19 protein-coding genes and 2 pseudogenes are annotated in these 23,974 nt (G+C 47.3%); 9 read left to right on the top strand and 12 right to left on the bottom strand.

The window, feature by feature from the left end:
• Positions 1-12 precede the first annotated feature (12 nt).
• Both H0S68_RS09730 and H0S68_RS09725 read right to left on the bottom strand, forming a co-directional pair.
• Positions 13-519, bottom strand: a complete 507-nt coding sequence (locus tag H0S68_RS09730; RefSeq protein ID WP_044068564.1) for a hypothetical protein — start codon at positions 517-519, stop codon at positions 13-15.
• A complete protein-coding gene (locus tag H0S68_RS09725) occupies positions 516-821 on the bottom strand; it encodes a hypothetical protein (RefSeq protein WP_410529347.1) in 306 nt (101 codons plus the stop codon). Before H0S68_RS09725 ends, H0S68_RS09730 begins: the two co-directional genes overlap by 4 nt.
• 276 nt (positions 822-1,097) lie before the next feature.
• Here H0S68_RS09725 and H0S68_RS09720 point away from each other — a divergent pair.
• The 9 genes and pseudogenes from H0S68_RS09720 to H0S68_RS09680 all read left to right on the top strand — a co-directional run.
• Positions 1,098-1,230: pseudogene (locus H0S68_RS09720) on the top strand (IS3 family transposase); the annotation flags it as partial.
• A gap of 262 nt (positions 1,231-1,492) precedes the next feature.
• Entirely contained in the window at positions 1,493-2,614 is a 1,122-nt protein-coding gene (locus H0S68_RS09715; RefSeq protein ID WP_410529346.1) for a hypothetical protein, read from the top strand.
• Between the two features lie 32 nt (positions 2,615-2,646).
• Positions 2,647-2,904, top strand: a pseudogene (locus tag H0S68_RS09710) (tyrosine-type recombinase/integrase); the annotation flags it as partial.
• 244 nt (positions 2,905-3,148) lie between these two features.
• Positions 3,149-4,255 carry an SMEK domain-containing protein gene (locus H0S68_RS09705; protein WP_044068560.1) on the top strand — a complete coding sequence of 369 codons (1,107 nt, stop codon included), beginning with the start codon at positions 3,149-3,151 and terminating at the stop codon, positions 4,253-4,255.
• 916 nt (positions 4,256-5,171) lie between these two features.
• Positions 5,172-6,292 (top strand): IS3 family transposase gene (locus tag H0S68_RS09700; RefSeq protein ID WP_089184586.1). Its coding sequence is split into 2 segments (ribosomal slippage): positions 5,172-5,430 and positions 5,430-6,292, totalling 1,122 coding nucleotides; the frame shifts between segments, so codons are not numbered across the junction.
• Positions 6,293-6,672: 380 nt separating this feature from the next.
• The gene (locus H0S68_RS09695; RefSeq protein WP_410529345.1) at positions 6,673-8,601 is read left to right on the top strand and encodes an ATP-dependent nuclease; all 1,929 of its coding nucleotides are present in this window, start codon (positions 6,673-6,675) and stop codon (positions 8,599-8,601) included.
• Positions 8,585-10,642 (top strand): UvrD-helicase domain-containing protein, encoded by a 2,058-nt coding sequence (locus H0S68_RS09690; RefSeq protein ID WP_410529344.1) that lies wholly within the window; start codon positions 8,585-8,587, stop codon positions 10,640-10,642. Before H0S68_RS09695 ends, H0S68_RS09690 begins: the two co-directional genes overlap by 17 nt.
• 277 nt (positions 10,643-10,919) lie before the next feature.
• Positions 10,920-11,459, top strand: coding sequence for a dihydrofolate reductase family protein (locus H0S68_RS09685; RefSeq protein WP_201895368.1), 540 nt, complete (start codon positions 10,920-10,922; stop codon positions 11,457-11,459).
• The gene (locus H0S68_RS09680; RefSeq protein WP_410529343.1) at positions 11,456-12,019 is read left to right on the top strand and encodes a TetR/AcrR family transcriptional regulator; all 564 of its coding nucleotides are present in this window, start codon (positions 11,456-11,458) and stop codon (positions 12,017-12,019) included. Before H0S68_RS09685 ends, H0S68_RS09680 begins: the two co-directional genes overlap by 4 nt.
• Here H0S68_RS09680 and H0S68_RS09675 read toward each other — a convergent pair.
• The 10 genes from H0S68_RS09675 to ebgR form a co-directional block, all read right to left on the bottom strand.
• A complete protein-coding gene (locus tag H0S68_RS09675) occupies positions 12,005-12,598 on the bottom strand; it encodes an ATP-dependent Clp protease proteolytic subunit (RefSeq protein ID WP_314725647.1) in 594 nt (197 codons plus the stop codon). The two genes, H0S68_RS09680 and H0S68_RS09675, sit on opposite strands and share 15 nt — an antisense overlap.
• A 41-nt stretch (positions 12,599-12,639) precedes the next feature.
• Entirely contained in the window at positions 12,640-12,978 is a 339-nt protein-coding gene (locus tag H0S68_RS09670) for an SRPBCC domain-containing protein (protein ID WP_130015565.1), read from the bottom strand.
• Positions 12,975-13,289: an ArsR/SmtB family transcription factor gene (locus tag H0S68_RS09665; protein ID WP_046373836.1), complete on the bottom strand. Its 315-nt coding sequence runs from the start codon at positions 13,287-13,289 to the stop codon at positions 12,975-12,977. The genes H0S68_RS09670 and H0S68_RS09665 overlap by 4 nt, the downstream gene beginning before the upstream one ends.
• Positions 13,290-13,370: 81 nt before the next feature.
• Positions 13,371-14,642, bottom strand: coding sequence for a NupC/NupG family nucleoside CNT transporter (locus H0S68_RS09660; RefSeq protein ID WP_410529342.1), 1,272 nt, complete (start codon positions 14,640-14,642; stop codon positions 13,371-13,373).
• Positions 14,643-14,814: 172 nt separating this feature from the next.
• Positions 14,815-15,753 carry a pseudouridine-5'-phosphate glycosidase gene (locus H0S68_RS09655; protein ID WP_262255327.1) on the bottom strand — a complete coding sequence of 313 codons (939 nt, stop codon included), beginning with the start codon at positions 15,751-15,753 and terminating at the stop codon, positions 14,815-14,817.
• Positions 15,750-16,868 (bottom strand): PfkB family carbohydrate kinase, encoded by a 1,119-nt coding sequence (locus H0S68_RS09650; protein ID WP_142815406.1) that lies wholly within the window; start codon positions 16,866-16,868, stop codon positions 15,750-15,752. Before H0S68_RS09650 ends, H0S68_RS09655 begins: the two co-directional genes overlap by 4 nt.
• A gap of 414 nt (positions 16,869-17,282) precedes the next feature.
• On the bottom strand, positions 17,283-18,773 hold the full coding sequence (locus H0S68_RS09645) for an amino acid permease (protein WP_122078658.1): 1,491 nt from the start codon (positions 18,771-18,773) through the stop codon (positions 17,283-17,285).
• A gap of 252 nt (positions 18,774-19,025) precedes the next feature.
• A complete protein-coding gene (locus tag H0S68_RS09640; RefSeq protein WP_116690717.1) occupies positions 19,026-19,478 on the bottom strand; it encodes a beta-galactosidase subunit beta in 453 nt (150 codons plus the stop codon).
• Entirely contained in the window at positions 19,475-22,570 is a 3,096-nt protein-coding gene (gene ebgA / locus H0S68_RS09635) for a beta-galactosidase subunit alpha (RefSeq protein ID WP_410529341.1), read from the bottom strand. Before ebgA ends, H0S68_RS09640 begins: the two co-directional genes overlap by 4 nt.
• Before the next feature lie 187 nt (positions 22,571-22,757).
• The gene (gene ebgR, locus H0S68_RS09630) at positions 22,758-23,738 is read right to left on the bottom strand and encodes a transcriptional regulator EbgR (protein WP_048760622.1); all 981 of its coding nucleotides are present in this window, start codon (positions 23,736-23,738) and stop codon (positions 22,758-22,760) included.
• Between the last annotated feature and the right edge of the window lie 236 nt (positions 23,739-23,974).

The raw sequence follows: 23,974 nt of genomic DNA, 5'->3' as shown, positions 1-23,974 counted from the left end.
AGGCACTTAATATCATTCAGTTATCCACTCATCGCGCACCCTTAAGGTGGATGTGTACTTTGTTGCCTCTATATTATAATAGGAAGAAAGGTCTTGGCTTGATGTTATGTTTTTTATTTCATGAAAATATGTCTCTTTGAACATTGCTCTGTCAACTTTGCCATCAATATATTTTTTGCATGCTTCATCATATTGATTGAGAAGATCTTCAATACAAGAATCATAAGTTTTATATAATAAATCAAGAGAATAAGATTCCTCGACGCTCAATGAACCTGCTTGTTTTTTTGCTAAGTATGGTGTTAATATAGGTGTTAAGTTGTTTATTGTATTTCTTGCGTTAGTTATACCAGTTCGAATTTGAAGTTCAATTGTACCATGTTGCAATTTCAATGCTTCACTTGCATTCTCTTGTGCAAATTTAATATCTTTTCTTGATTTGAAGAACGTATACACTGACAGTAGCAATGCAAGACTAGACACGGCTAATGAATACATATTATAAGCACTATCACTCATTGACTTCTCCCTCTATTAAGCATTGCTATCAAATCCACTAAGTCATCATTACTAGCGCTAGCATTCCCTCGACTAATATTATCAGATGGGGATTTTTTCTCATCGAAATAAATTTCCCTTTCATCCGCAATGGCTCTCTTTATTTCATTAATGATCTCATATTTTTGGAGCTGCGTTATTTTCCTTAGTCTGATGCATATATCTAATTCAGATAGAATATTCTTTAGCTCATCTAACCTATCGTTTTCTCCCTTACTTAATAAACGTGAAACATATTGAGTTGATGATGTATTATTTGCCATGTATTCTCTCCCGTTGATAATGCTGAATTATACAACATTTGTTTTATAAAATGAATTAATTATATTTTAGTTAAAAAGCCTACAGCATTTAGCCTCAAAATTTGTTGTTCTTAACCGCACAATAATCCCTCCAGAGGGATTTAAAGAACAACATTACATCATCTCGTTGTTTACAGTGTTTCAAAATTCTGTCTTTCCATTCCGGCTCCCACATTTTCAGCCTTGTGCTTTTATCTGAATAGCAACTCTGCGTAAAGAATGATCATTACAACATAAGACTTGTTCGCAAGGATACCTATGGGTTTGGCAATGCTGCCCTCGTCGGAGAGCAAACTGATTGGTTAGCAAAGCGCTGGAAATGGTATACGTAAGTCGTGGTAAGCCTGTCAGAGTAATGTTCCACGGCGATTAGGCTAGTTTTTAAACGAGTAGACAGTTCCGACACCTAATGAATCGCTGCAACTTTTACTGGCATCTTATTGATAGATATAAGTGTCAACGTCTGCTCCTTGCGGACCTTGGGGGGGACTTCAGGAGGTCCGCTCCGTGTTAGTAGCGGACGTCTAGGTCGCTGAACCACAAAGAATAATTTCTAGCTATATTACTGGCTCATCAGTATCTTTATGCGATAATATTTCATACAAACTAAATTTATGGCGAGGGGAGTGCAAATGGCAATTACGGTCTATTCTCGTACATTCAAAAAGGAATTGGACATAGTTCAATTGCTAAACCTTTACTCATCAAATAACGTACTTAATTTTAGTGATTTCAAGGAATTTGTTGCGTTTGATGCAGAGTGCCCAATTTGCAATGTAAGCGGTGCAATTGTTGTTTCAGAAGGTTATTCGAAAACAACTAATAAAATAGTTAGCCAATCTCATTTTTCGTTTAGAACAAAAGACGGAACAGACGCGCACAAAATATTTTGCGATCATTACAATGGCGATGATAAGCAAATAGATTCTTCAAAGGATGGCTTTATAAAATTAGGCACTTCCGGCTCTGAGATTACAAGTATAATTCGAGAGCTTGTATGTAGAGGTATTGAACATGAAGAGTTCAATCAGGAAGATATTAGAAACATGCGACGGTGGTTTACTGAATTACGCCAATCGGGCACTTTTTCTGTTAACTACAGCCCTCACATGATCAACCTAGTAAGAGCCAGCATGTATTCCCGCAAAGGAGAAGATACATATATTGTCGATGAAGAGAGAAAAAATAAATCTTGGTTTGATATAAACGATGAAGTTTATCGTTCTTTAAGATTCAAATACCCATCATTGATGATCGATATGACCAATAAGAATAATGCTATTTTCTATAATCTTGTGAATAGCACCACATTTACTAAACAAGCATATCGGTTAGTAGCACGAGATCGAGGTTATCAGGTTTATGATAGAAGGTTGCTTAAAAATAAATATGAAGCAACGATAAGGATAGCACAAAAAATAACCAGACATCACGAGTTTCTTTTCAGAAAGATCAGGAGTTTATCCGCTGTTAAAAAAAACAATCCCCTTTTGGCTGTATCTGCCTTGCTTCTTTTTGTTTCTGACTGGGATGAAACAACTGCAATCAACAAATTCATCAAATTATGTGGTGTAGGAAAATCTAAAAATAATGATGAGGGAAACGTAATTGGCTTAAACCCCTTTATTCATTACGATGCCTGGAATGTTATTCATCAACTTAAGGATTTAATGGTTACACTTCCAGACTTCTCGAACCTTGATGAAGAATTTGCCAAAGAAAAAGCTAGATTAACTGAGCTTTATAAGCTCTAGCATAAATTAACAGGCTGTTTATACAGCCTGTTAATTTTCATAGTAAAGACTTCTTGTTTCGGTCTAGGGTCTGAACTAACCTGCACACATCAATCCGGCAATGCAGCCGAATTCTTCATGGGTGGGTAGAAAAGCTTGGCCTCGAAGATTCTCTTTAAAGCACACATTCCTTGAGAAGAACAACACCTAACCTGATCTATAAAAAAACCAAGAACCTCCAGGTGATCCAAACCCTGTTGGGCCATCAGAAACTGGAAAGTACAGTCCGTTATCTGGGCATTGAAGTCTGAGGTTAACAGGGCTGCAACAGCAGCTCTGTGCCAAGAGCGGACGTTACAATCATCAGCCTATCCATTAACTAATGGGAATAGGTCACGATAGTTGTTGAATGAGCCCTTGTATAGTTTCAAAAATTGCTTTGATTTAATACATTGATACTGTTAGATTCTGAAGGATCCTATCAGTTTTAACACAATAGGTTTGTATAAAAACATCCTGCAGCGTTTCAAATATTTTTCATGAGGTATTTATAAAATGATTACTAGTGGGTATTTAATAGGACAGATAATTGACGACCTATCAAATATAGCACAGCAAGCAAAAGTCAGAAACAAACTTGGACATACTGATTTATCTGTGTTTGCTGAGAATTTTTTCAAGGATATACTAAACGAGACACTGGAACTATCCTTAATAAACACTAACATAACAAGAGCTAACGAGCCTGGTATAGATCTTGCTGATATGGCAAAAAAAACAGCATTCCAGGTCACAACTGACAAAACAAGTAAAAAAGTAATAAACACTCTTGAAAAAATAACATCTGAACAAAGAAATAATTACCGCCACTTCAATATTTTGATAATAGGTGATAAACAAGATAAGTATGAGGCTGTAACGAAAGCTTTAGCTAATAGAAGTGATACCGAAGAATCTTATGATGAAAGTGAAGAAGAACAAAAAAGTAAAATTCATAAAGATATAGTATTTGATCCAAACGAAAACATTATGGATTTGACTGACTTATTCCGTAAAATAATTGGGTTAGATTTGGTTAATATCCAAAAAATCCATAGCATCATCCAAAAAGAAGGCGCGAAAGTCAAAATTGAGCTTCAGGTCCCTGATGAGAATGGTGAGTTTCAAACGAATGGTTATGATCTTTGGGAATCACGTCCAAAAAAACAACTTAGCGATGGGGTCATTTTCAGTAACTGGGAAGCTGCACAAGGCGGAGCAGTAGCCACACAAGAAGAAATTGATAAAACTAAGAAAGACATTGAGGAATTAGCGAGTCGCCTTTATTCCTTGCCACGAATAACACGCGAGTTTCTAGCAATGCTTTATGAGCGGGCTAACTATAAACGTGAACGATATGATGAGCATCCAAGTATTTTCTATAGTTTTGTTAAAAAAACTTACCCCAATGCAGACGAAGAGATAAAATTACTGCTATCTCATGAGTTAATCGATATGGACTCTGAACAAAAAGACACCGAAAGGTTTGTGGATACCGAGATTGGGTTATATTTTTCTCTTCCATACAAGTCTTACCTAAATTTAGGGTTCTATAACTTTGTAAATGAAAATGAAATTTCATTTCGTGACGTAATTGGAAAGGTGGATTTTTCATGCTTCTAAATCCAAAATGACATCCCACTATATTTCATTGTTCTAACTCCTTTTAACTGCATAATAAGTCATCGGTTATGTTAGCCGACTGACTTTATGTTATTTACATTTAAATGACACAGTTGGAATATAATAATCAGCTGAAACAATTACACATAATTTCAAAATATTCTTTCATGTAACACTTCTCCAGTAGAATTATCTCCGCTACCACATAATAAGCTTAAATCATATTAGAGTGTCTCTTGTTCTGGAGGCGAAAAATATATTTAATAAAGCTACAGCCTCCCAATTAGCATTGACCTAGTCACATGATGTCGCCAGTGGGCAAGATGAAGGGCCTTAATTGGTCTGTTGTTTTACTGTTCAGGTAAGCCTGTTGCCAGAGATAAGTTTGTTTTTTTATGAAAGTCAGCTCTTCGCTCATAACGGACCTTCTGCTCAGTTAGTCCGGCCGCTTCGTGCCCAAAGTGGACTAAATGGCTATTCGGTGACCTGTTTTAATCAACAAAGTCTTTTAGAGGGAAACTGGAATCTCGTCAGTCGAACTAACAGTTACGGAAGCAGGCCGGTTGACAACAACTCTAAATCATAGATAGTTGAGTTTAAAGGAAAGTGCCATCTTTAGACTTTATCTATGTAAAGTAAATAAATATGACCATATTTACTAATCTTTAAGATTAAATGATTGTAAAAAACGCAATAAAAGAAAATCCTCCGGGGCTACAAAATTGACGTATCCATCAGATTCAACATAACCTTGTGCTACTCTAGGGTGGCTTAGCGTCTCTTTAGGCAACGGATGCTTGGCAAATGGGTTATGTAAAATATACAACCCATCTGCCAGATGCTCTTGACCTGCTCCCCGTTGATTAACACACCCCGATGTTAGTAATGTCTTCATAAGCCACATGAGGACATCCCCATGAAGAAGCGTTTTTCCGACGAACAGATCATCAGTATTCTCCGCGAGGCTGAAGCCGGGGTTTCTGCCCGTGAGCTCTGCCGTAAGCACGCCATTTCCGACGCCACCTTTTACACCTGGCGCAAGAAGTATGGCGGTATGGAAGTGCCTGAAGTTAAGCGCCTGAAGTCGCTTGAGGAAGAGAACGCCAGACTTAAGAAGCTGCTTGCCGAAGCCATGCTGGATAAGGAGGCACTTCAGGTGGCTCTGGGGCGAAAGTACTGACGACAGACCAGAAGCGGGAAGCCGTTGAGTTTATGTGTGATGCGACCGGTCTGTCGCAACGTCGTGCCTGCAGGCTTACAGGCTTGTCTCTGTCGACCTGCCGCTACGAGGCTCAGCGTCTGGCAGCTGATGCGCATTTATCAGGGCGCATTATTGAGCTGGCACTTGAGCGCAGGCGTTTTGGCTACCGCCGTATCTGGCAGTTACTGCGCCGTGAAGGCCTTCATATTAATCACAAGCGCGTGTACCGCCTTTATCATCTCAGCGGGTTGGGCGTAAAACGCAGACGACGTCGTAAAGGACTGGCAACGGAACGTCTGCCGCTGCTCCGCCCGGCGGCGCCCAACCTGACCTGGTCGATGGATTTCGTCATGGACGCGCTGGCAGCCGGTCGCAGGATCAAGTGCCTGACCTGTGTGGACGACTTCACGAAGGAGTGTCTGACAATTACCACCGCATTCGGGATTTCAGGCGTTCAGGTCACGCGTATTCTGGACAGCATTGCACTGTTTCGAGGCTATCCGGCGTCGATCAGAACTGACCAGGGGCCGGAGTTCACTTGCCGCGCACTGGATCAATGGGCCTTTGAGCATGGTGTTGAGTTGCGCCTAATCCAGCCGGGCAAGCCAACGCAGAACGGATTTATTGAGAGCTTTAACGGACGATTTCGCGATGAATGTCTGAATGAGCACTGGTTCAGCGATATCGTTCACGCCAGGAAAATCATTAATGACTGGCGGCAGGATTATAACGAGTGTCGTCCACATTCGGCACTGAATTATCAGACGCCATCAGAGTTTGCAGCACGGTGGCGAAATGGAAAATGTGAAGGTAAACAAACCGACATTACTAACTGAAGGTTGTATCTAATCCTGGGGGCAGGTCACGACACCACGATCCCCTTTTCCCATCAGCGCATCATCAAAGTAAACAATGACATCCTCTTTGTTATAGAGAAGGCAATGTTCCCGCCGGGGCAATAGCCTGAAGAAAATTACTGATTTTTCAAGGAGATTACCTAATCGCCCCCTATTCAGCCTATTGGATCAGCGTCACAGATCAACTATGATTAACTACTGTAAAATCAATGGGTAAGTAGACTTTTTTACTTGTGGCGTATAAAATTTGACGAAATTATCATACAAGTATGATATTTAATCTTTGCATTCAAGAGGGCTGTAATTTGTATTTATCACATATTGAAATATCAAATTTTAGGCTGTTCCAGCATTTAAGCTTGAAGTTAAACCGAGGCCTTAATGTGTTGGTTGGCGAGAATGACTCAGGTAAAACTGCATTGATTGATGCAATTCGGTATACGCTAGGTACAAAATCCAATGACCGTGCTTATCTTACAGAGCAAGATTTTCACAACAATTCTGATGATTTAAAAATAAAACTAAAATTTTCTGAAGTAGGCCTCCATGCACATCGCTTTGTCGAACATATTTCTCACGAAGAATATGAAGATGATAACGGTGAAAAGAAAAACCGTTCCGTCCTTTACGTTCAGCTACACGCTCAAATTACAGGATTAGAGAAAAGAGGCTATCCCTATATAAAGACCGAATTACGTTCAGGTATCGATGGAAACGGTTTAGCCATTGAGTCTGAGATAAGAGACTTTCTAGCCTCAACGTATCTTAAACCGCTAAGAGATGCTGAAGTGGAACTTTCTAGTGGTAGAGCCTCTCGTTTATCTCAAATACTGAGCTCTTCAAAAGACATTATAGAAGGAATGGAGAGTATTCTTACTATCATCGCTAAGGCAAATGATGAGCTTCTTACTGATGATGCTGCCCTAAAAAAATCGGCTGAAAACATTCAGCAAAAATATCTTCATGAGCTTATTTTTGAGAAAGACAAATCAAAACTTGGTGCATTTATTGATATCGTAGGCATTAAAGAAGAAGACCTATCTAACCTACCAAAACACATCCAAAAGCGCCATTTACGCACTCTATTAGAGGGATTAACACTCTCCCTGACCAATGACCAACGATCACATGGACTCGGTTACCTCAACCTTCTTTTTATGGGGGCAGAATTACTACTCCTGGAACAAGAAGCAAACAACGAATTTCCTTTACTTCTCGTAGAAGAGCCCGAAGCACACCTTCACCCTCAGCTACAAATGAAACTCCTTCAGTTCATAAATAAAACAACTAAAACCGAGAAAAAACCTGATGGAGTACAGTGTATTCTGACAACTCATAGTCCTAACATAGCCTCTAAAGCAGACCCTGCTGAAATCATCATGCTATCTGAAGGGGGAGCTTGGCCGCTTGCTGTTGGTGAAACAGAACTTGCTAAAGATGATTACCAATTTTTAAGAAAATTTTTAGATTCAACTAAAGCGAATGTCTTTTTTGCTAAAGCAGTCCTACTTGTTGAAGGTGATGGTGAGAATATCCTGTTACCTGAATTGGCAAAGTTGTTGGGGCGCCCTTTAGAAAATTATGGCGTATCTATCGTCAAATATGACAATAGCGGCTCATGGAAGCGTTTTGCCAAGTTATTCTTAAGATCCGGCCAAGATGGGAACCCAAATGCATGGCATCCGACAAAAATATGCGTACTTAGGGACCTTGATCTTTGGCCTGATTGTGCTGAAGAAAAAGATGACGGCAGTAACCCATACGGGTTTAAAAAAGAAAATAGCAGAAATCAAGTCTATTGGCGAAGAAATTACCCCGACGACCAGCAGAGAAAAAATGAACATATCGATCAATTAAATAAGCAAAATGTTGTAGTCAAAATATCGGATGACTGGACTTTCGAGTACTGTCTGGCTAAATACGGTCTTTTTAGTGAGTGCTATGAAGCTATTGTTGGCTCCAATGTAGGAATCGATAATATCGTTGGCGATGATGATACCAAAGCGACATTCATTCTTAGCCAAGTTTCAAAAACAGACTTTGCCTATAAACTGTCTAGCATTCTTCAAAAGCAACAAGACCAAAAAATTGATGACACGATAGCTTCTCTTAGTGATGAGGATGCCAATAATAGCGATATTTCTAAGTCGGCCCAAACACAGGCAAAAAACGAGTTTGCAATCGAACTCAAACAGAGGCTTCCAAACTATCTAATTGAGGCTATTCAATATGTAACAGAGCCTATTGAAGAAAATATCGAAGAGGTGCAGAATGCCGCAGTCGTTTGAAGGCTTTATTACGCATGACGACATTACTGAGATAGCCGAATCTGAAAAGCTTATTCTACAGGATGATATGCGTATTTCAATTCTGAAAGCTATGCACTCTATTGATGTACAAGCTTGCCCGGGAAGTGGAAAAACAACATTGATTGCCACTAAGCTCATTCTTCTTGCTAAAAAGTGGAACTCTCCACACCGAGGGATATGCGTCCTGTCTCATACCAATGTGGCTAAAGATGAGATCATTAGCCGCCTTCAATGCTCAACATCAAAAGCTGCACAGCATTTACTGAAATATCCTCATTTTATTGGGACCATTCAGGAGTTTATACACCGCTTTTTAGCATTACCATATATCAGATCTCGTGGTATTCAAGATATCACAGTAGACAATGAGATATACGCTAAGCAAGCTATTAAACTGCTCGAATTAGCTCAATTTTCTTGGCTTAGAGGGACATTAAATGGATTAGGCAATACTATAGAACAAGAGGCTTTCTTCAGAGGTACATTCCGATATATTTCTCAGAATGGTGAAGAAATTAATCTTGATAAACAACCCAGAAGCTGGAATCAAGATAATAATCTTCAGAGGGCTAAACGCGACCTTGGCCGATTAAAAAATTATCTGGATGAACGAGGCGTGTTTCTTTTTCGTGATATGTATACGCACGCCGATAAAGCATGCACAAACAATCCTGAATTAGCTGAGGTCATTCGAGCAAGGTTTCCGTTTGTTTTAATTGATGAAATGCAGGATACACAAAAATTCCAAGATGTGCTTTTAAGTAAAGTCTTCCTGCATAATTCATCACTCATTGTTCAGCGTTTTGGAGATCCAGATCAATCTATTTTTAATAACATTGGAACAGAAGAGTCTAATCAAAGCTTTAACGGTAAGTTGCGAGACCAGATGGATTATGTAATTCATACATCTCATCGCTTTGATGGAGTTCTATCTAACAAAATTTGTAATTTAAGTTTCAATGAAATCCCATTGGAAACGGAGTTAACAGAAGCAAATTTATTAGATAGAGCACAAGCCCATACTACTCGAAATAGATTTTCCGATACTGTTATCATTTTCAATGACGATACTTGCGAAAAAGTCATTGAGCATTTTGCTCAAATTGTTTCAAATCAGTTTTCTGTAGAATATAAACAAAATAAAAAATTTACGGTAAAAGTTGTTGGTGCAGTCGGAGCTAAGATAGCACCCAATGAAGCACAATTTAGAATTGGCCATTATTGGCCTGATTTTGACAAAACCAAATCAAAAAGTCATTTCAAAGAAAATTATTTTATAGAAGCTGTTCGCCGGTGCCAAGAAAATTCAACTATCGATTTGGCAGATAATTATAAACTCTTACTAACGTGTATTCTTAAGCTTATGCGAATGTGCAATAAGATGGATGACAATGAGAAATATTTTTCCAGTACAACATTACGAGAATATTTAATCAAAATAGGAAGCTGGACTCGCTTTCGTAAAGGGTTATTTTATTTACTCACCGAGACTAAAGTTACAAAACAACAACATTGGGAAATTGCCTGCCGTACATTAATTTCCTTGCTAAGGTTAGAAAACATCCCCGCCGAGGCAACAGATTATATGGCATTTCATGAAGATACAAATCCAGATGAAGCTAGACAGGCTGAACACGCAAGCTCACTTACTCCCTTGAAAGATAACACTCTAATCCATGAGGATGGCTTTCATATTGAGCTATCAACAATACATGCTGTCAAAGGCGAGACCCATGATGCAACGCTAGTTATTGAGACCAAAAACCACACATTCGATCTACAAACTATGTTGCCATATTTGACTGGAGAGCTACCCAGCGTAGAGCATCCCAATGCCAGCCTACCAGAGAAACCAAATTCACTTAGGGCATTCAAACCCAATAAAGTTTTTATGCGGCAGTTTTATGTCGCAATGAGTCGTCCGAAACATTTACTTTGTCTAGCCCTTCACTCTGATCGAATATCTAGTGAACAAATTCAGTTGCTTCAGCAGCGTGGTTGGCAAGTAGACATCATCTAATCTATTGAAAAAATACACATGGTTGAGTAGATGATTATCAAGTCAATATTCACAAAACTTAAAGTGAGTACATAAATGAGTACAGAGATAGATTGTAAAAATAAAATACATACAAATCAATACAATGATTAAAAAATAACGGTTTAACGTCTAACTCCCGCCTCTGCAGCAAATTCCAAAATCCACGCCCCGGCGTGGATTTTTTGTTTTAACCGGTGACGTTGATTTTGGGCCATACCGACGCAATAATATACAGCGTATAAATATGGAGCATTCAATGGTCACTACACACGTTTTCATCGCCACCAGCCTGGATGGTTTTATCGCTCGGCAAGATGGCGACATCGACTGGTTATTGCAACGCGACGCCTCGGCCGAAGATCATGGCTTCGATACCTTTATCGCTGACAAAGACATGATCCTGATGGGGAGAGGGACTTATGAAAAGGTACTCACCTTCGATATCTGGCCTTATGACCTCCCGGTACTCGTACTGTCCAAACAACTGGCCAATGAGCCGGTCCCTCCTGCCCTGACAGGTAAAGTTCGGTTCGCCAACCTCACGCCAAAGTATGCGCTTGAGCAGTTGGCCGCGCAGAATGTGCACCGTGTCTATGTGGATGGCGGGCAATTAATACAGTCCTTTCTGCGCGAGGGGTTGGTTAGCGACATGGTGATCACCAAGGTTCCCGTACTGCTTGGTTCGGGCAGGCCTCTGTTCGGCTCGCTGCAACAGGACATTGATTTAAAATTACTGTCGAGCCGGAGCTTCCCTTCGGGCCTGGTGCAATCTCACTATCAGGTATTGCCCCAATGACTCGTCCACGCGGGCGTCCAACCAACGGAAAAGGAGTAACGCGGGATCACATTCTGGATTCCGCTCTTGGCCTGCTGGATGAAAGTGGCGGACAAGGGCTGACGATGCGCACCCTCGCCACTCGGCTGGGCGTCACGCCGATGAGCCTGTATCACCATATTGGTGATCTGGCCGGACTGTTGCGCGCTTTATCCGATCGCGTCTATGCCGAAGCCATGGAGGGATTGAACGGATTGGCTGATCCGCGGACAGAAATTCGAACATTGCTCACGCGCTATCATCGCGCAGTCGGCTATCACCCCCAGCTCACGCTGGCAATCTTTGCCACGCCTGAGGCCTTTGCCGGGGTCACCCGGCAGATTACCGATCGCCTTACGGCCTTACTGGCTGAGATGACGACAGAGCCCCTACAGTGGCGCGATATTTTGGTTGATCATGCCCATGGCAGCGGTTTGGCCCTTGTCGCGGTGCGGGGAGACTCTCTACGGGCGCAGAGCCTGCAAGAACAGTATCTACAGGCCCTTGATCGTCTGCTGAGCAGCGTATCATCGCGCCCGTAGCACCTTATCCACCAGCCCCCACTCTACCGCTTGGTCGGCGCTCATAAAGCGGTCGCGATCGAGTGCGCGCTCAACCTCTTCGTAGCGACGACCGCAGTGTTCGGCGTACAGGCGGATCACGGTGTGCTTGGTGCGTTTCATCTCTTCGGCGTGGATAAGGATATCTGACGCTTGCCCCTGAAAACCGCCCAGTGGCTGGTGCACGTGCAGGCTGGCATTGGGCAGCGCCATCCGGTGGCCTGCCTCACCCGCCATCAGCAGGAATGACCCCATCGAGCGAGCTGTGCCCATACACAGCGTATGCACCGGTGCGTTGATGTACTGCATAGTGTCGTAGATGGCAAAGCCACTGGTGATCACCCCGCCCGGTGAATTGATATATAAATTTATGGGTTTCTCCGGGTTCTCCGCTTCGAGAAACAGCAGTTGAGCACAGAGCATTTCTGCCACCTGATCGTTGACCTCGCCGTTCAGGAAAACGATGCGGTCGCGCAGCAGCCGCGAATAAATATCGAACGAACGTTCTCCCTGGCTGGTCTGTTCTACCACCGTCGGGACGAGCAGCATCGATTCACGCATCGGTGAACTCCTGTTTTCAGATTGGAATAATGAGTTGAGCGTCAGGCAGCGCGCATCAGCTGCAATCCACCGTCGTTCGCTGCCGTCAACCTGTCGTCGTCGAGTCGGTGAATGACGCGTAACAGGCTTCCGCCGTCGGCGGCGGGCAGAATTTGCAAGGTCACGGTACTTTCGAGGTACGGCGGTCGATCATCACGCATCCGGTAGCTGATTGCTTCGCCCGGCGTTATCACTACCGGTTCGGTATCGGCCAGTTCGGCATTCGGTAACCATTGTTCGCGCAATGCCGGGATCCCGATAGCCCGCCAGACTTTCTCTGGCGGCGCATCGAGTTGATACTCCAGCACCAGCGGCGGCTGCGTGGCGTCGGTTGGGGTCATTGATCCATGTCCTTTAGCAACACATTCAGCCTGTCGATGCGTGCCGGCCAGAAGGCACGGTATTTGTCCAGCCATTGCGCGATGACCGCCAACCCTTGCGGGTCAACCTGATAATTGACGAAACGGCCCTGGCGCGCCTCGCACACCAGCCCCGCCTGCCGCAACACGGCCAGGTGTTGAGACATCGCAGATTGGCTGATCGTCATGCCTTCACGCAGTGCGCTGGCATTCATGCCGCCAGCGGCCAGTTTTTCGAAGATGCTGCGCCGGGTGGGATCCGCCAGCGCTTTGAAGAGGTCATTTTCATTCATGACTACACATTAGTAGTCACTTATCTAATGCGCAAGTTTAGCGCGGAAAATAATCACGCTCACGCCAAAGAAAGGGCGTGATCATAATGCCACGCTCAAAGCACCGAGACCGATAAACAGCCCGGCGATGGTGGCGCTCATCAGATTAGACAAGGTAGCGGCCAGCAGCGCGCGCAAGCCCAGGCTGGCAATATCCGAAGCGCGTTCCGGTGCTACCGCGCTGAACGCCCCCACCACCACGGCTATCGAGCCGAAGTTGGCGAACCCGCACAGTGCGAAAGAGATGACGGCGATGGTTTTAGGATCGAGCACCGCGACGCTGTCTTTGAGATAGGCTGAAAAATTCACGTATGCGACAAATTCGTTTATCGCCAGCTTCTGGCCAATCAGCCCACCTACTACCCCAGCGTTATCCCAGCTAACCCCCATGATATAAGCCAAAGGCGAGAACACATATCCGAACAACCTTTCCAGGCTAAGCTGTTGCCAGCCAAACAGGCTGCCGACGCCGCCAATCAGGCCATTAATCAGCGCAATTAACGCCACAAAGGCCATTACCACGGTAGCGACGCCCACGGCTATTTTCAGCCCGAGCATCGCTCCACTGGCCGCGGCTTCGATAATGCTCGCCGGGCGTTTTTCACTGAACGCCATCTGGCTGAACTCGACCTGCGACGCCTCGGTTGCCGGGCTCAGCATACGTGCGAACAGAATACCACCGGGGATCGCCATCAACGATGCCGCCAGCAGATATTCAATCGATACGCCAAGGCCGGCATACCCCACCAACATCGAGCCGGCGATCGACGCCATTCCGCTGCAAATGACGGTAAACAGCTCATTGCGGCTCATCTTGTTAATAAAAGGCTTAAGCACCGCGGGCAGCTCGTTTTGCCCTAAAAAGATGGTGGTCACCGCGGCAAAAGCCTCAACCTTGCTGATGCTCAGCATCTTTTGGAATACGTAGCCCAACAGATTAATCACCCACCCCATCACGCCGAGGTAATAGAGAATCGAAATCAGTGCGGTAATAAAAATAATGGCCGGCAGAACATGAAAAGCGAAAACAAAACCTGCGCCGTCAAACAAGACATTCATTTTAGGGCCGACCAGTCCGCCAAAAATAAATGAGCTACCGGCATCGCTGTACGAAATGACTTTATTGACGCCACCGGCAATGGCATTAACCACCCATTTACCGGCGGGCACATATAACATAATTGCGCCCAACAGCACTTGCAGTATTAATGCGCTGAAAACTGTTCTCAGGCTGATTCGTTTACGGTTGTTGGAAAAAATAAAAGCAATAAGGAGAAGAATACAGATACCTGACAGGCTGCGTAGTAAGTCCATAAATCCGTCCCTTAATACCCGTCGTATTTCAGCCGTAGCGAAAAAGTCATTGGGTATGTAAATGTACCTGTCCTGAAAGGTGAAAAGGGCAAAGCACTCCCCTCCACCTTTCAGGCTGGCGTTTTTATTTAATGTTGTTTATAGGGTAAAACTTAAGGAATAACGCGTCGTCTTAGGCGGCGGCCTCCTGATAACAACAGGCAATTTGCGCGGCCAGCTTGGCGTTGTTGAACACCAATTGAATATTGGCGGTCAGGCTTTCGCCCCCGGTCAATTCAGCCACTCTGGCCAGCAAAAATGGCGTGCTGTCCTTGCCCTGAACGCCTTGTTCAACCGATTCCCGCACGGCACGCTCAATGGCGGCATTAATTTTTTCCTCCGGCACCGCATACTGCGCCGGGATCGGGTTGGCAATCACCATGCCGCCCTCCAGCCCGGTCTGCCACTTGGTGGCCATGGCGCGGGCGATCTCCGCCGGGGCATCTAGCTGAATGCTGACCCTGAAGGGGCTGGTACGGCAAAAGAATGCCGGCAGCGTTTGGGTCTGGTAGCCGATCAGCGGTACGCCGTGGGTTTCGAGGTATTCGGTGGTCAGCCCCAAATCCAAAATAGACTTGGCACCGGCGCAGATCACCGCGACATTGGTGCGTGCCAGCTCCTGCAGATCCGCCGAGATATCAAACGTGTGTTCTGCGCCGCGGTGCACGCCGCCGATGCCACCGGTGGCAAAGACGTGAATGCCCGCCATCTCGGCAATAATCATGGTTGAGGCCACGGTGGTCGCCCCGTGTTTACCGGCGGCGACGATGAACGGCAGATCGCGACGGCTCACTTTCGCCACCTTATGTCCCTCCTTGCCCAGCAGTTCTATTTCCTCACGGCTCAATCCCGCCTTCATGCGGCCGTTGATGATGGCGATGGTCGCGGGCACCGCGCCGTGATCGCGGATTTTTTGTTCCACTTCCAGCGCCGTCTGCGCGTTCTGTGGGTACGGCATGCCGTGAGAAATGATGGTGGATTCCAGAGCCACAACCGGGCGTTTGTGGGCCAAAGCCTCGGCCACCTCCGGCGAAATGTCCAGATAGTCATGGGAAATCATGTTATTTTTCATACTTGTAGCTCCAACAGTTTTTGTACGCTGCCATTCGACAGGTTCGGGTTATTGGTAAATTCGGATGCCAGCGTCAATGCCGAGCAGCCCTGCGCAAAACGAATGCTGTCCGCCAGCGTCATATCTTCCAGCCAGCAATGGGCCAGGCCCGCCATCATGGCGTCGCCGGCCCCAGTCACATTGACGATGTCGACGACCAGTGGCTGCGACCAGCCGTTTTGCCCATCAATTTCGCTGTAATAAACCCCGGCTGGCCCCATGCTGAGCGCCAGGCGTTGTACCCCTTGTTGATGGAACCAGCGGGCCACCGCTGGCGCATCCTGCGGCCCGTGGATCGCCATGCCGCTGAGGATCTCGGCTTCGAGGCGATTGGGCTTGAGAGTATGGATATGCGAGAGCCAACGGCGGATTTTGGGCGCTTTAAATGCCGATACGGTGTCAACAAACACCGGCACGCTGCCGGAGTGCCCGAATAGCCAGGCCAGTGCGTCCTCGGTCAGGTTGCAGTCAACCACCAGCACGCCCGCATGCAGGATCAACTCTTTAGACGTGGCCAATAACGCCGGCGTGAGTTTCTCGAGGATGCGCATGTCGTTAATCGCCACCAGCATTTCGCCATTGTTATCGAGTAAGGAGACATAGGTAGAAGTATTTTCACCGTGCAATTTATGGAAGCTGTCGACATGTACCCCCGCCAGCTTTGCCTGTTCGAATAAGGTTTCACCATAGAAGTCGTCACCGACGACGGAAATAAGGTGACATTCCCGGCCTAACAAGGCGACATTCTGCGCAATATTTCTGCCCACCCCACCTGGCGTGCATTTTATTTTTCCCGGGTTGGAATCTTCATACACTAATTTAGAGGAAGCATAACCGCAGACATCCATATTGGTGGAACCTACGGTTACCACATAGCTGTGCTCCGACAATATATAACCCTTACCCTTTATATATCCTTTATTCATTAAATTCATAATGTGTCCGGCGACACCAGAGCGGCTAATACCTAAAACATCGGCAATTTCCTGCTGTGGGATCAAAGGATCACGTCTCAGAAGATGCAATATCTGTTTTTCTCTGCTGGTCATATTGGACACTTGTTTGTTTTTAAACATACGTTTGTTTTATATCGGGCATGAAAAACAGTAAAGTGGGATTAAAGGCTTTAGCGAAGATTTGGGAAGAGGATCGTAAGATGAATGAACCGGGTTTCAGCGTTAATTCTGTGATGCCCATCAAATAATAAAGTCGGTCTGATCCTTCAAAAAGAGTCAAAAATAATCATTAGCCGAGACACAGCATTTTATTCTTATAATAATCTCAACAAAACAACCGGATAGAGTTTTCCGTGACGCAACCTAACATTTGTTGGGTTTACCGAACCTTACCCTTTTCTGATGGAGCTTGGGCAAGCCGTGTTGTCCCCGAAAAGAGATACCTTTCACATTTGTATTGAAATGAAGTCGCGTTCTGGAAACTTGGTGCCCCTCAGCGGATGCCGAGGGGGCGTGGATAAATCACTAATGCGCTTACAAAGGGGTACAGCCCAGATCGCCACTTGGGGTCTTTTTACCCTCCTGCGACTCCAGCGCAATCCTTGCTAATGGCGTGTCCTCATCATAGCGGGCTTGGGCGCCCAGGCTCTTCGAATAGCGGTTGTATTTCCACCAGGCGTAGCCGAGGAACACCACCAGGCCCCCTACGTTATAAAACACAATGGTCATGATACTGGCGCCGGTCGGGAAGGTTGACGCGATAAAGCCTACGGTGAAAATGACAATCAGCGTGCTGACAATCGCAATCCCCTGCAGCCGGGAGCCCATTTTAAAATCACGCTCCACGCGGTCGTACTTCAAACGCAGGTTCAGATAGGCCAGCATGATGAACAACGGCGGCAACATCGAAGCGGCGGCGGTCATGTTTATCAGCGTATTCATTAACTCCTGCACGCTGTCCGAACCCAACGTCGGGATCAGCATCAGCGGGATCACGATAAAGAACTGCAGCCAGGCGGCGCGGGTTGGCACGCCATGCTTATTCAACCGAATGGTCTTCTCGCCAAAGATGCCCTTGGGGATCTCGGTGAAGAAGATTTTGACCGGTGCGGCGGTCCACATCAGCAATGAGCCAAACATCGCGGTAAAGGAAACCAGCCCGACGAAACGGTTCATCAGCACCGCAGGCAGGCCAAAGTGCGCCGACAGGCCTTCGAATACCTGCACCGTGCCACCGGTAAAGTGCAAATCGGCACGGCTAACGAACACGTTAAGCAGCAAGGACGCTACCGAATACAGCACGCCAATCACCAGCCCGGAAATCACAATCACCTTAACAAAAGAGCGGCTGCCGCCCTTGACGTCGTTGACGTACACCGCAACCGACTCTGCCCCGCCCGCGGCCTGAAAAATCCAGGCGGTAATGCCGAGGAATGCCCAGCTAAAGCTTGGGGTCATGGCTTCTACGGTAATCGGGTTAGCCGGCTCTATACCGCCAATTACCGCCGCACCGGCCAGAATGATGTAGGAAAACGTCAGCAACAGCATCAACGATGAGGTCACAGAGGTCATCGGGCCCAGCAGTTTGGCACCGCTGTTTGAGATATAGGTCGAAAATGCGAACAGGAAAATACTGATGATCGCGGTAGTTAATGGCGTAAAGACGTAGTCATACCCCAAAAACGCGTAGGAGGCGTAAGCGATGACCCTCGGCAGCAGCGCGGTGAAGAAGAATAAATTCACGAACCAGTAGGTATAGGCGGTCATAAATGCCCAGCGTCCGCCTAACGCGCTTTTTACCCAAGCGTATACGCCCGCCTCGGAGTTTTTATTCAACGAGACGAACTCGGCAATGATCAGGCAGAAAGGAATAAAATAGATAATGGTCGCCACCAAAAATACCGGGGCGGATGCGATGCCAAGCTGGATATTATTATTTATCACATTATTGAAGCTGAACACTGCCGCGAACGTCATCGCCAGCAGGCCAAACTTGCCGATAGTATTTCTATTCGACACAGCCATAGACACTCTCCGAAATTTGTAGGGTACTTATACCCGTCATACTTCAAGCTACTTGGGTGTTGGCTGCACTATTCGGCCCATCCTTGGGCCTCACCCCTTACGGGGCCGCTGCAAGCAACGTTCAAATCTGCTCCCGGCAGATTTGCCACTCACCCCAGGATCGATCTTGAGTAAGCTCCTGGGGCTTCGCTCAGTTGCCGCCTACAAGCAACTCGAATTATTTGGGGTATATATTGGAATAAGAGATTGCCGCTATTTATTCATAAAATAGCTGTCTTCGACGGTCACTTTTAAAATGACTTTTTTTACCTGGTGGCTCTCTTTGAATCGGTGCGCCTGATGGTTCTCAAAAATAACCACGTTGCCCTCGCCTACGCGGTGTATTTCCCCCTGCCCGTTGAAAATTTCGCGGTCGGTTTCATCCTGATAGGCCACTACCGAAGTCAGTTCGCTTTTATCAGCAACCTCAATGTTCTCCTGGCCGGCCAGGTAATAGTGCAGATCAAAATAGCGGCGATTCCCCTCCAATCCACCATGCTGCTGCCCAGGGCCGGACGCCAGTCGGTAGACCAGCGAGTCGCCGACAGAATGAAAGACATTCGGCTCGATATTATTAATATTATTGATGGCCTCCATGCAGCGTAGCCATTTTTTCCCTGAGCGGTAAATGCGCTGAAACTCCGCTAATGATTCGACAATAATCATGAGTTCGCCTTTTCTGACTGAGCGTTATTATTGACCGGCGCGTAATTAAACTCGGCCAGCTTCTCTGCCTGGGTTTCCTGCCGATTGAAAGGCACCAGCGTAAAGCCGTAGCTGAACGGCGACAGATAAACCCGATACGAATCCAGCACCTCCGATCCCCAGGAGTTGGAACCAAGGCCCAGAATTTGATCGTCAAGGTTTAGCGTCAGGTAATCACTTTCTTGCAGCTCGTTAATGTGCTGAGCCTGATGCAGCATATCGGCGCTATAAGGCCACAGGCTGAAGTTGATCGGCCGTCGCGGCTGAATAAATATCCCTTTGCCTTCGCCATCCTGCAGGCTCAGCCAACGGACCTCTTGGCGGTTGCCGTTATCCTGCGGGAACGGGTAGTGTTCAAACAGCTCGCCCACCCGCTGCTGATAATGGCCGATCAGGTTGGCCTGGCAGCTGTCCTGATAGTTTTCACCCGGCCCACGGCCATAGTATTCCACCTGTTCAAAGCGGCGGCTGAGGCCGAAATCCAGCCCAATCTTCGGAATGACCTGTTGGAAGTCGCCATAAGGCGCGCCCGACAGATCCAGGCTGACATGCCCCTGCGGCGATATCTGCCAGCGGTAACGGCAGCGCATGCCGAAATCGAACACCGGCGGTGCAATCAGGGTGCAAACCTCAATCACCAGGTCGTCACCCTGATGCTCCCAGCGCAGACTGCGGAAGTGATGCTGCATAATCTGCAGGTGATGCGGATGCCAAATCCCTTCGTACTCTTGCTTATGGTTGTCGATCACCGGTTTGAAGAAGGAAAGGTGTGGCGCACGCCCCACCACTTCGTCCCCCGCCACCTGCCAAGAGAGCAGTTCACCGCTCAGACGTGAGAAGGCCAGGCTGAAATTGTCGCCGCTGACCACCAACCGGTGGTTTTCTTCATGGCATTGCAGCGGCGAAGCGCGTTTATCCCCCGGCGGCGCAATGAGTAGCGGCGCAGCGGGTTGCAACAGATGCTGATACTGTCCAAGCAAATCACCACTTTCGCTGTAACGGGTGGCGCTGTCCTTATACACGGCAACGTCAATAAAGGTTTCTTGCGTGCCTAGCGCCAACTCAGGAAAATGCAGTTCTTCAGACTCGCCCGGCTGCAGGTGCGGCAGTTTGATGTCATAGCTGGCCAGTTGACGCCCCCCGGCCTTCACGCTGACGACCAGCGTAATATCGGCCAGCGAACTGAACCAATAGCGGTTTTTAACTCGCAGCACCGGCGTCCTCTCGCCTGCGCCGTTGACCTCTACCGGACACAGCACCTGCTTATATTCACGCAGGCCAGGACCGGGGCGCTGATCCGGGTAGATCAGGCCATCCATGCAGAAGTTATAGTTATTCGGGTAATCGCCGTAATCACCACCGTACTGATAGCGTTCGCGTCCCTGCGCGTCATGACTGAGCAAACCGTGATCGCACCACTCCCAGATGTAATGCCCCTGAAGGCTGGCATGGCGGTTAAACACCGACTGATATTCGAACAGGCCTCCCGGCCCATTGCCCATGGCATGGGCGTATTCACACAAAATTCGCGGCTTGGCATGGGGATACTCGCCAAAGGCATTCATCATCGCCACGCGCGAATACATGGTGCTGATCACATCGACCACTTCCGCATCGCGGTCTTCTTCGTAATGCACCAGCCGAGTGGGATCCAGCGCCTTGCAGCGTTTAGCCATGGCGCGGATGTTGCAGCCATAACCGGACTCGTTGCCCAGGGACCAGATAATGATTGAGGGATGGTTTTTCTGCGCCATCACATGGCGCTCAATGCGCTCGACGTAGGCATTTTCCCAGCGAGGATCGTCGGTGATGCGGCTAATATCGCCAACGTTAGCGAAACCGTGGCTTTCCAGGTCGGTTTCCGCCATCACAAACAGGCCGTAGATATCACACAACTCGTAAAAGCGCGGATCGTTCGGGTAGTGGGCGGTTCGCACCGAGTTGATGTTGTGTTGCTTCATCAACACGATGTCGCGCTCAACCCGCGCCATGTCCACCGCGCGCCCTTTGCGATGATCGTGATCGTGGCGGTTCACGCCATGCAGCTTTAAATAGCGTCCGTTGACATAAAATAGCCCCTCACGCACGCCGATCTCACGGAACCCGACGCGCTGCGGCACCACCGACACCAGATTACCGGCGTGGTCATACAGGCTAAGCAGCAATTGATACAGATAAGGGTTTTCTGCATTCCACTGCTGCGGCTGGCTGACCGGGATCTCGAATCGGCAGCGGGCACTGGCCCCGATACAGAGCTCATTTTCCCAGCGTTCGGCGACGCAGGCTTCACCGTCAAAAAGCTGAGCCTGCAGGCGATAACCGCTTGCCACGGACAGGTTCAGGTTGCCAAGCTCGACATCCAGTGCCAGCACTGCGTCGCAATACTGTTCATCGAAACGCGTGACCAGCGTGAGATCATGAATATGGGTGCGTTGTTGACCGATCAGGTAAACGTCGCGGAAGATGCCGGCCATCCACCACATGTCCTGATCTTCAATATACGTCGAGTCAGCCCACTGCATGACGCGAACAGACAGCAGGTTTTCGCCCGCTTTCACATAGTCGCTAAGATCAAACTCGGCGGACAAACGGCTGCCTTTGCTGAAACCGACGTAGCGGCCGTTGAGATACACCTCAAAGTAGGTTTCCACGCCGTCAAACTTGATGATGACCTGCTGGTTTTCCCAGTCGCCGCCCAGCGTAAACTGGCGTTGATAGGCACCAGTCGGATTGTTGGTCGGCACGTAAGGCACGTCGATCGGGAAGGGATAGCCCTCATCGGTATACTGCAATTGGCCGTGACCTTCCATCTGCCACATGCCCGGCACGGTGATGTCGCCCCAGTCCACCATCAGTTGGCTATAGAACGCCGCCGGCACCCGATCAGGGTGTTCGAAGTAACGAAACTGCCAACGACCGCTCAGCAGTTGAAATGCCGCACTGGCGTTGCGATCGAAGCTTAATGCCTGCGTGGCATTACGATAGCTGAAGAAGCTCGCTCGCGGCGGTAAGCGATTCTCTGACTGTTTTTCTATGTTTTCCCAATGATTCACGTCACGTCTCCCGACAACTTTCAATGGGAGAACGATAGTAAATATTTAGTAAAAACTACAGATCATATTTACCTAATGACGACGGGATCACAATAAATATGAAATGTCTTTTTTAATCATGACGTTAATTTTTGGCCGTTCGGCCTCCCTGTGCTGCCGCAATCGGCATAGGGCACAGGGGACCTTTTCAGGCAACGGTGGTATCGCGTAACTGAAGCGAACTGGGAACAAAGATCGATAATGGAATGGTCCGTTCGTCACGAATACGCTCAGTCAACAGATTGACGGCCTGAGCGCCCATGGTTTCGGAGGGTATGCGAACGGTTGATAATGCAGGGAAAATAAAACGTGCCGTGGGGATATCGTTCACGCTGATCAGCGCAATCTGGCCAGGAACCTGAACCGAATGCTCGTGCAAGGCACGCAGTACCCCGATGGCGATAGAGTCGGTCGCGACCAACAGAGCTGGCGGATAACCGCCCTTCTTCTCCAGCATTTGCCTGGCACACTGGTAGCCCGCCTGGCTGCTGAAGTCGCCGGTGTAAATATCCTGCGGCCGCACCACGTTTTTCAAGCGGCCGTATTCCACAAAGGCTTGCTCACGCTGATCGGCCAGCGCCGGATCGTCACGTCCGCCGATAAACCCAATGCGCGAGTAACCGCATTCGATGAAATAGTCGATCACCTTCTGGCTGATCTTGGTGAGATCGACATTGACACAGTCGAACTGCGGATCGTCGATGACACCGTCCACGAACACCACCGGCACTCGCTGCTGGCTTAGCTGTTCGTAAAGCGCAGGCTGCGGCCGGCCAATGACCAGCAGCGCGTCAGCCGCAGGCAAGGGTTTTTCACCGTTGAAGTCGTAGCAGGCCACCAGCGAAACATCCAACTTTTCGCATTGAGTTTCAATGCCATAGCGCATCGCCAAATAGTAGGGGTCGTTAATCTCTATGGCTTGTTTATAGGTGAAAAGCGCGGCGAAAGTCAGCCGATGCCCGCTGTGACGTTTTGAGGGCTGGACTTTGTATTCGAGACGCTCCGCCGCTTCCAGGATTTTTTGCCGGGTTTGCGCCTTCACGCTCAGCGTGGGGTCGTCATTCAGCACCCGCGAAACGGTAGCGACAGACACGTTTGCAGCTTCTGCGATTTCTTTCAGTGTGGCCATAGAGTCTCAACGAATAGACAAAAACGCTAGCTTACCGGGACAGCTCAACGAGGTATACGCCTCGATACTCTCCCCCCTTTAAACCACCAGAAACGTCCTTTTACCTCCAGCGCGGCGGTAGCTGGTGCTATGCGTAGCTCTGCGGTTCGCAACGCCCGTAGCGAAGATACCCATTTCACCCTTTGTGATCAAGTTAACGATTTACTGATTTTCCAGTATTTTTTACTAAAACATTT

It is taken from the genome of Serratia sp. AXJ-M, from assembly GCF_046531865.1.
Lineage (GTDB): Bacteria > Pseudomonadota > Gammaproteobacteria > Enterobacterales > Enterobacteriaceae > Serratia > Serratia liquefaciens.
The sequence above is the reverse complement of the archived record's forward strand: the minus strand, read 5'-3'. Positions and strand labels throughout refer to the sequence as shown.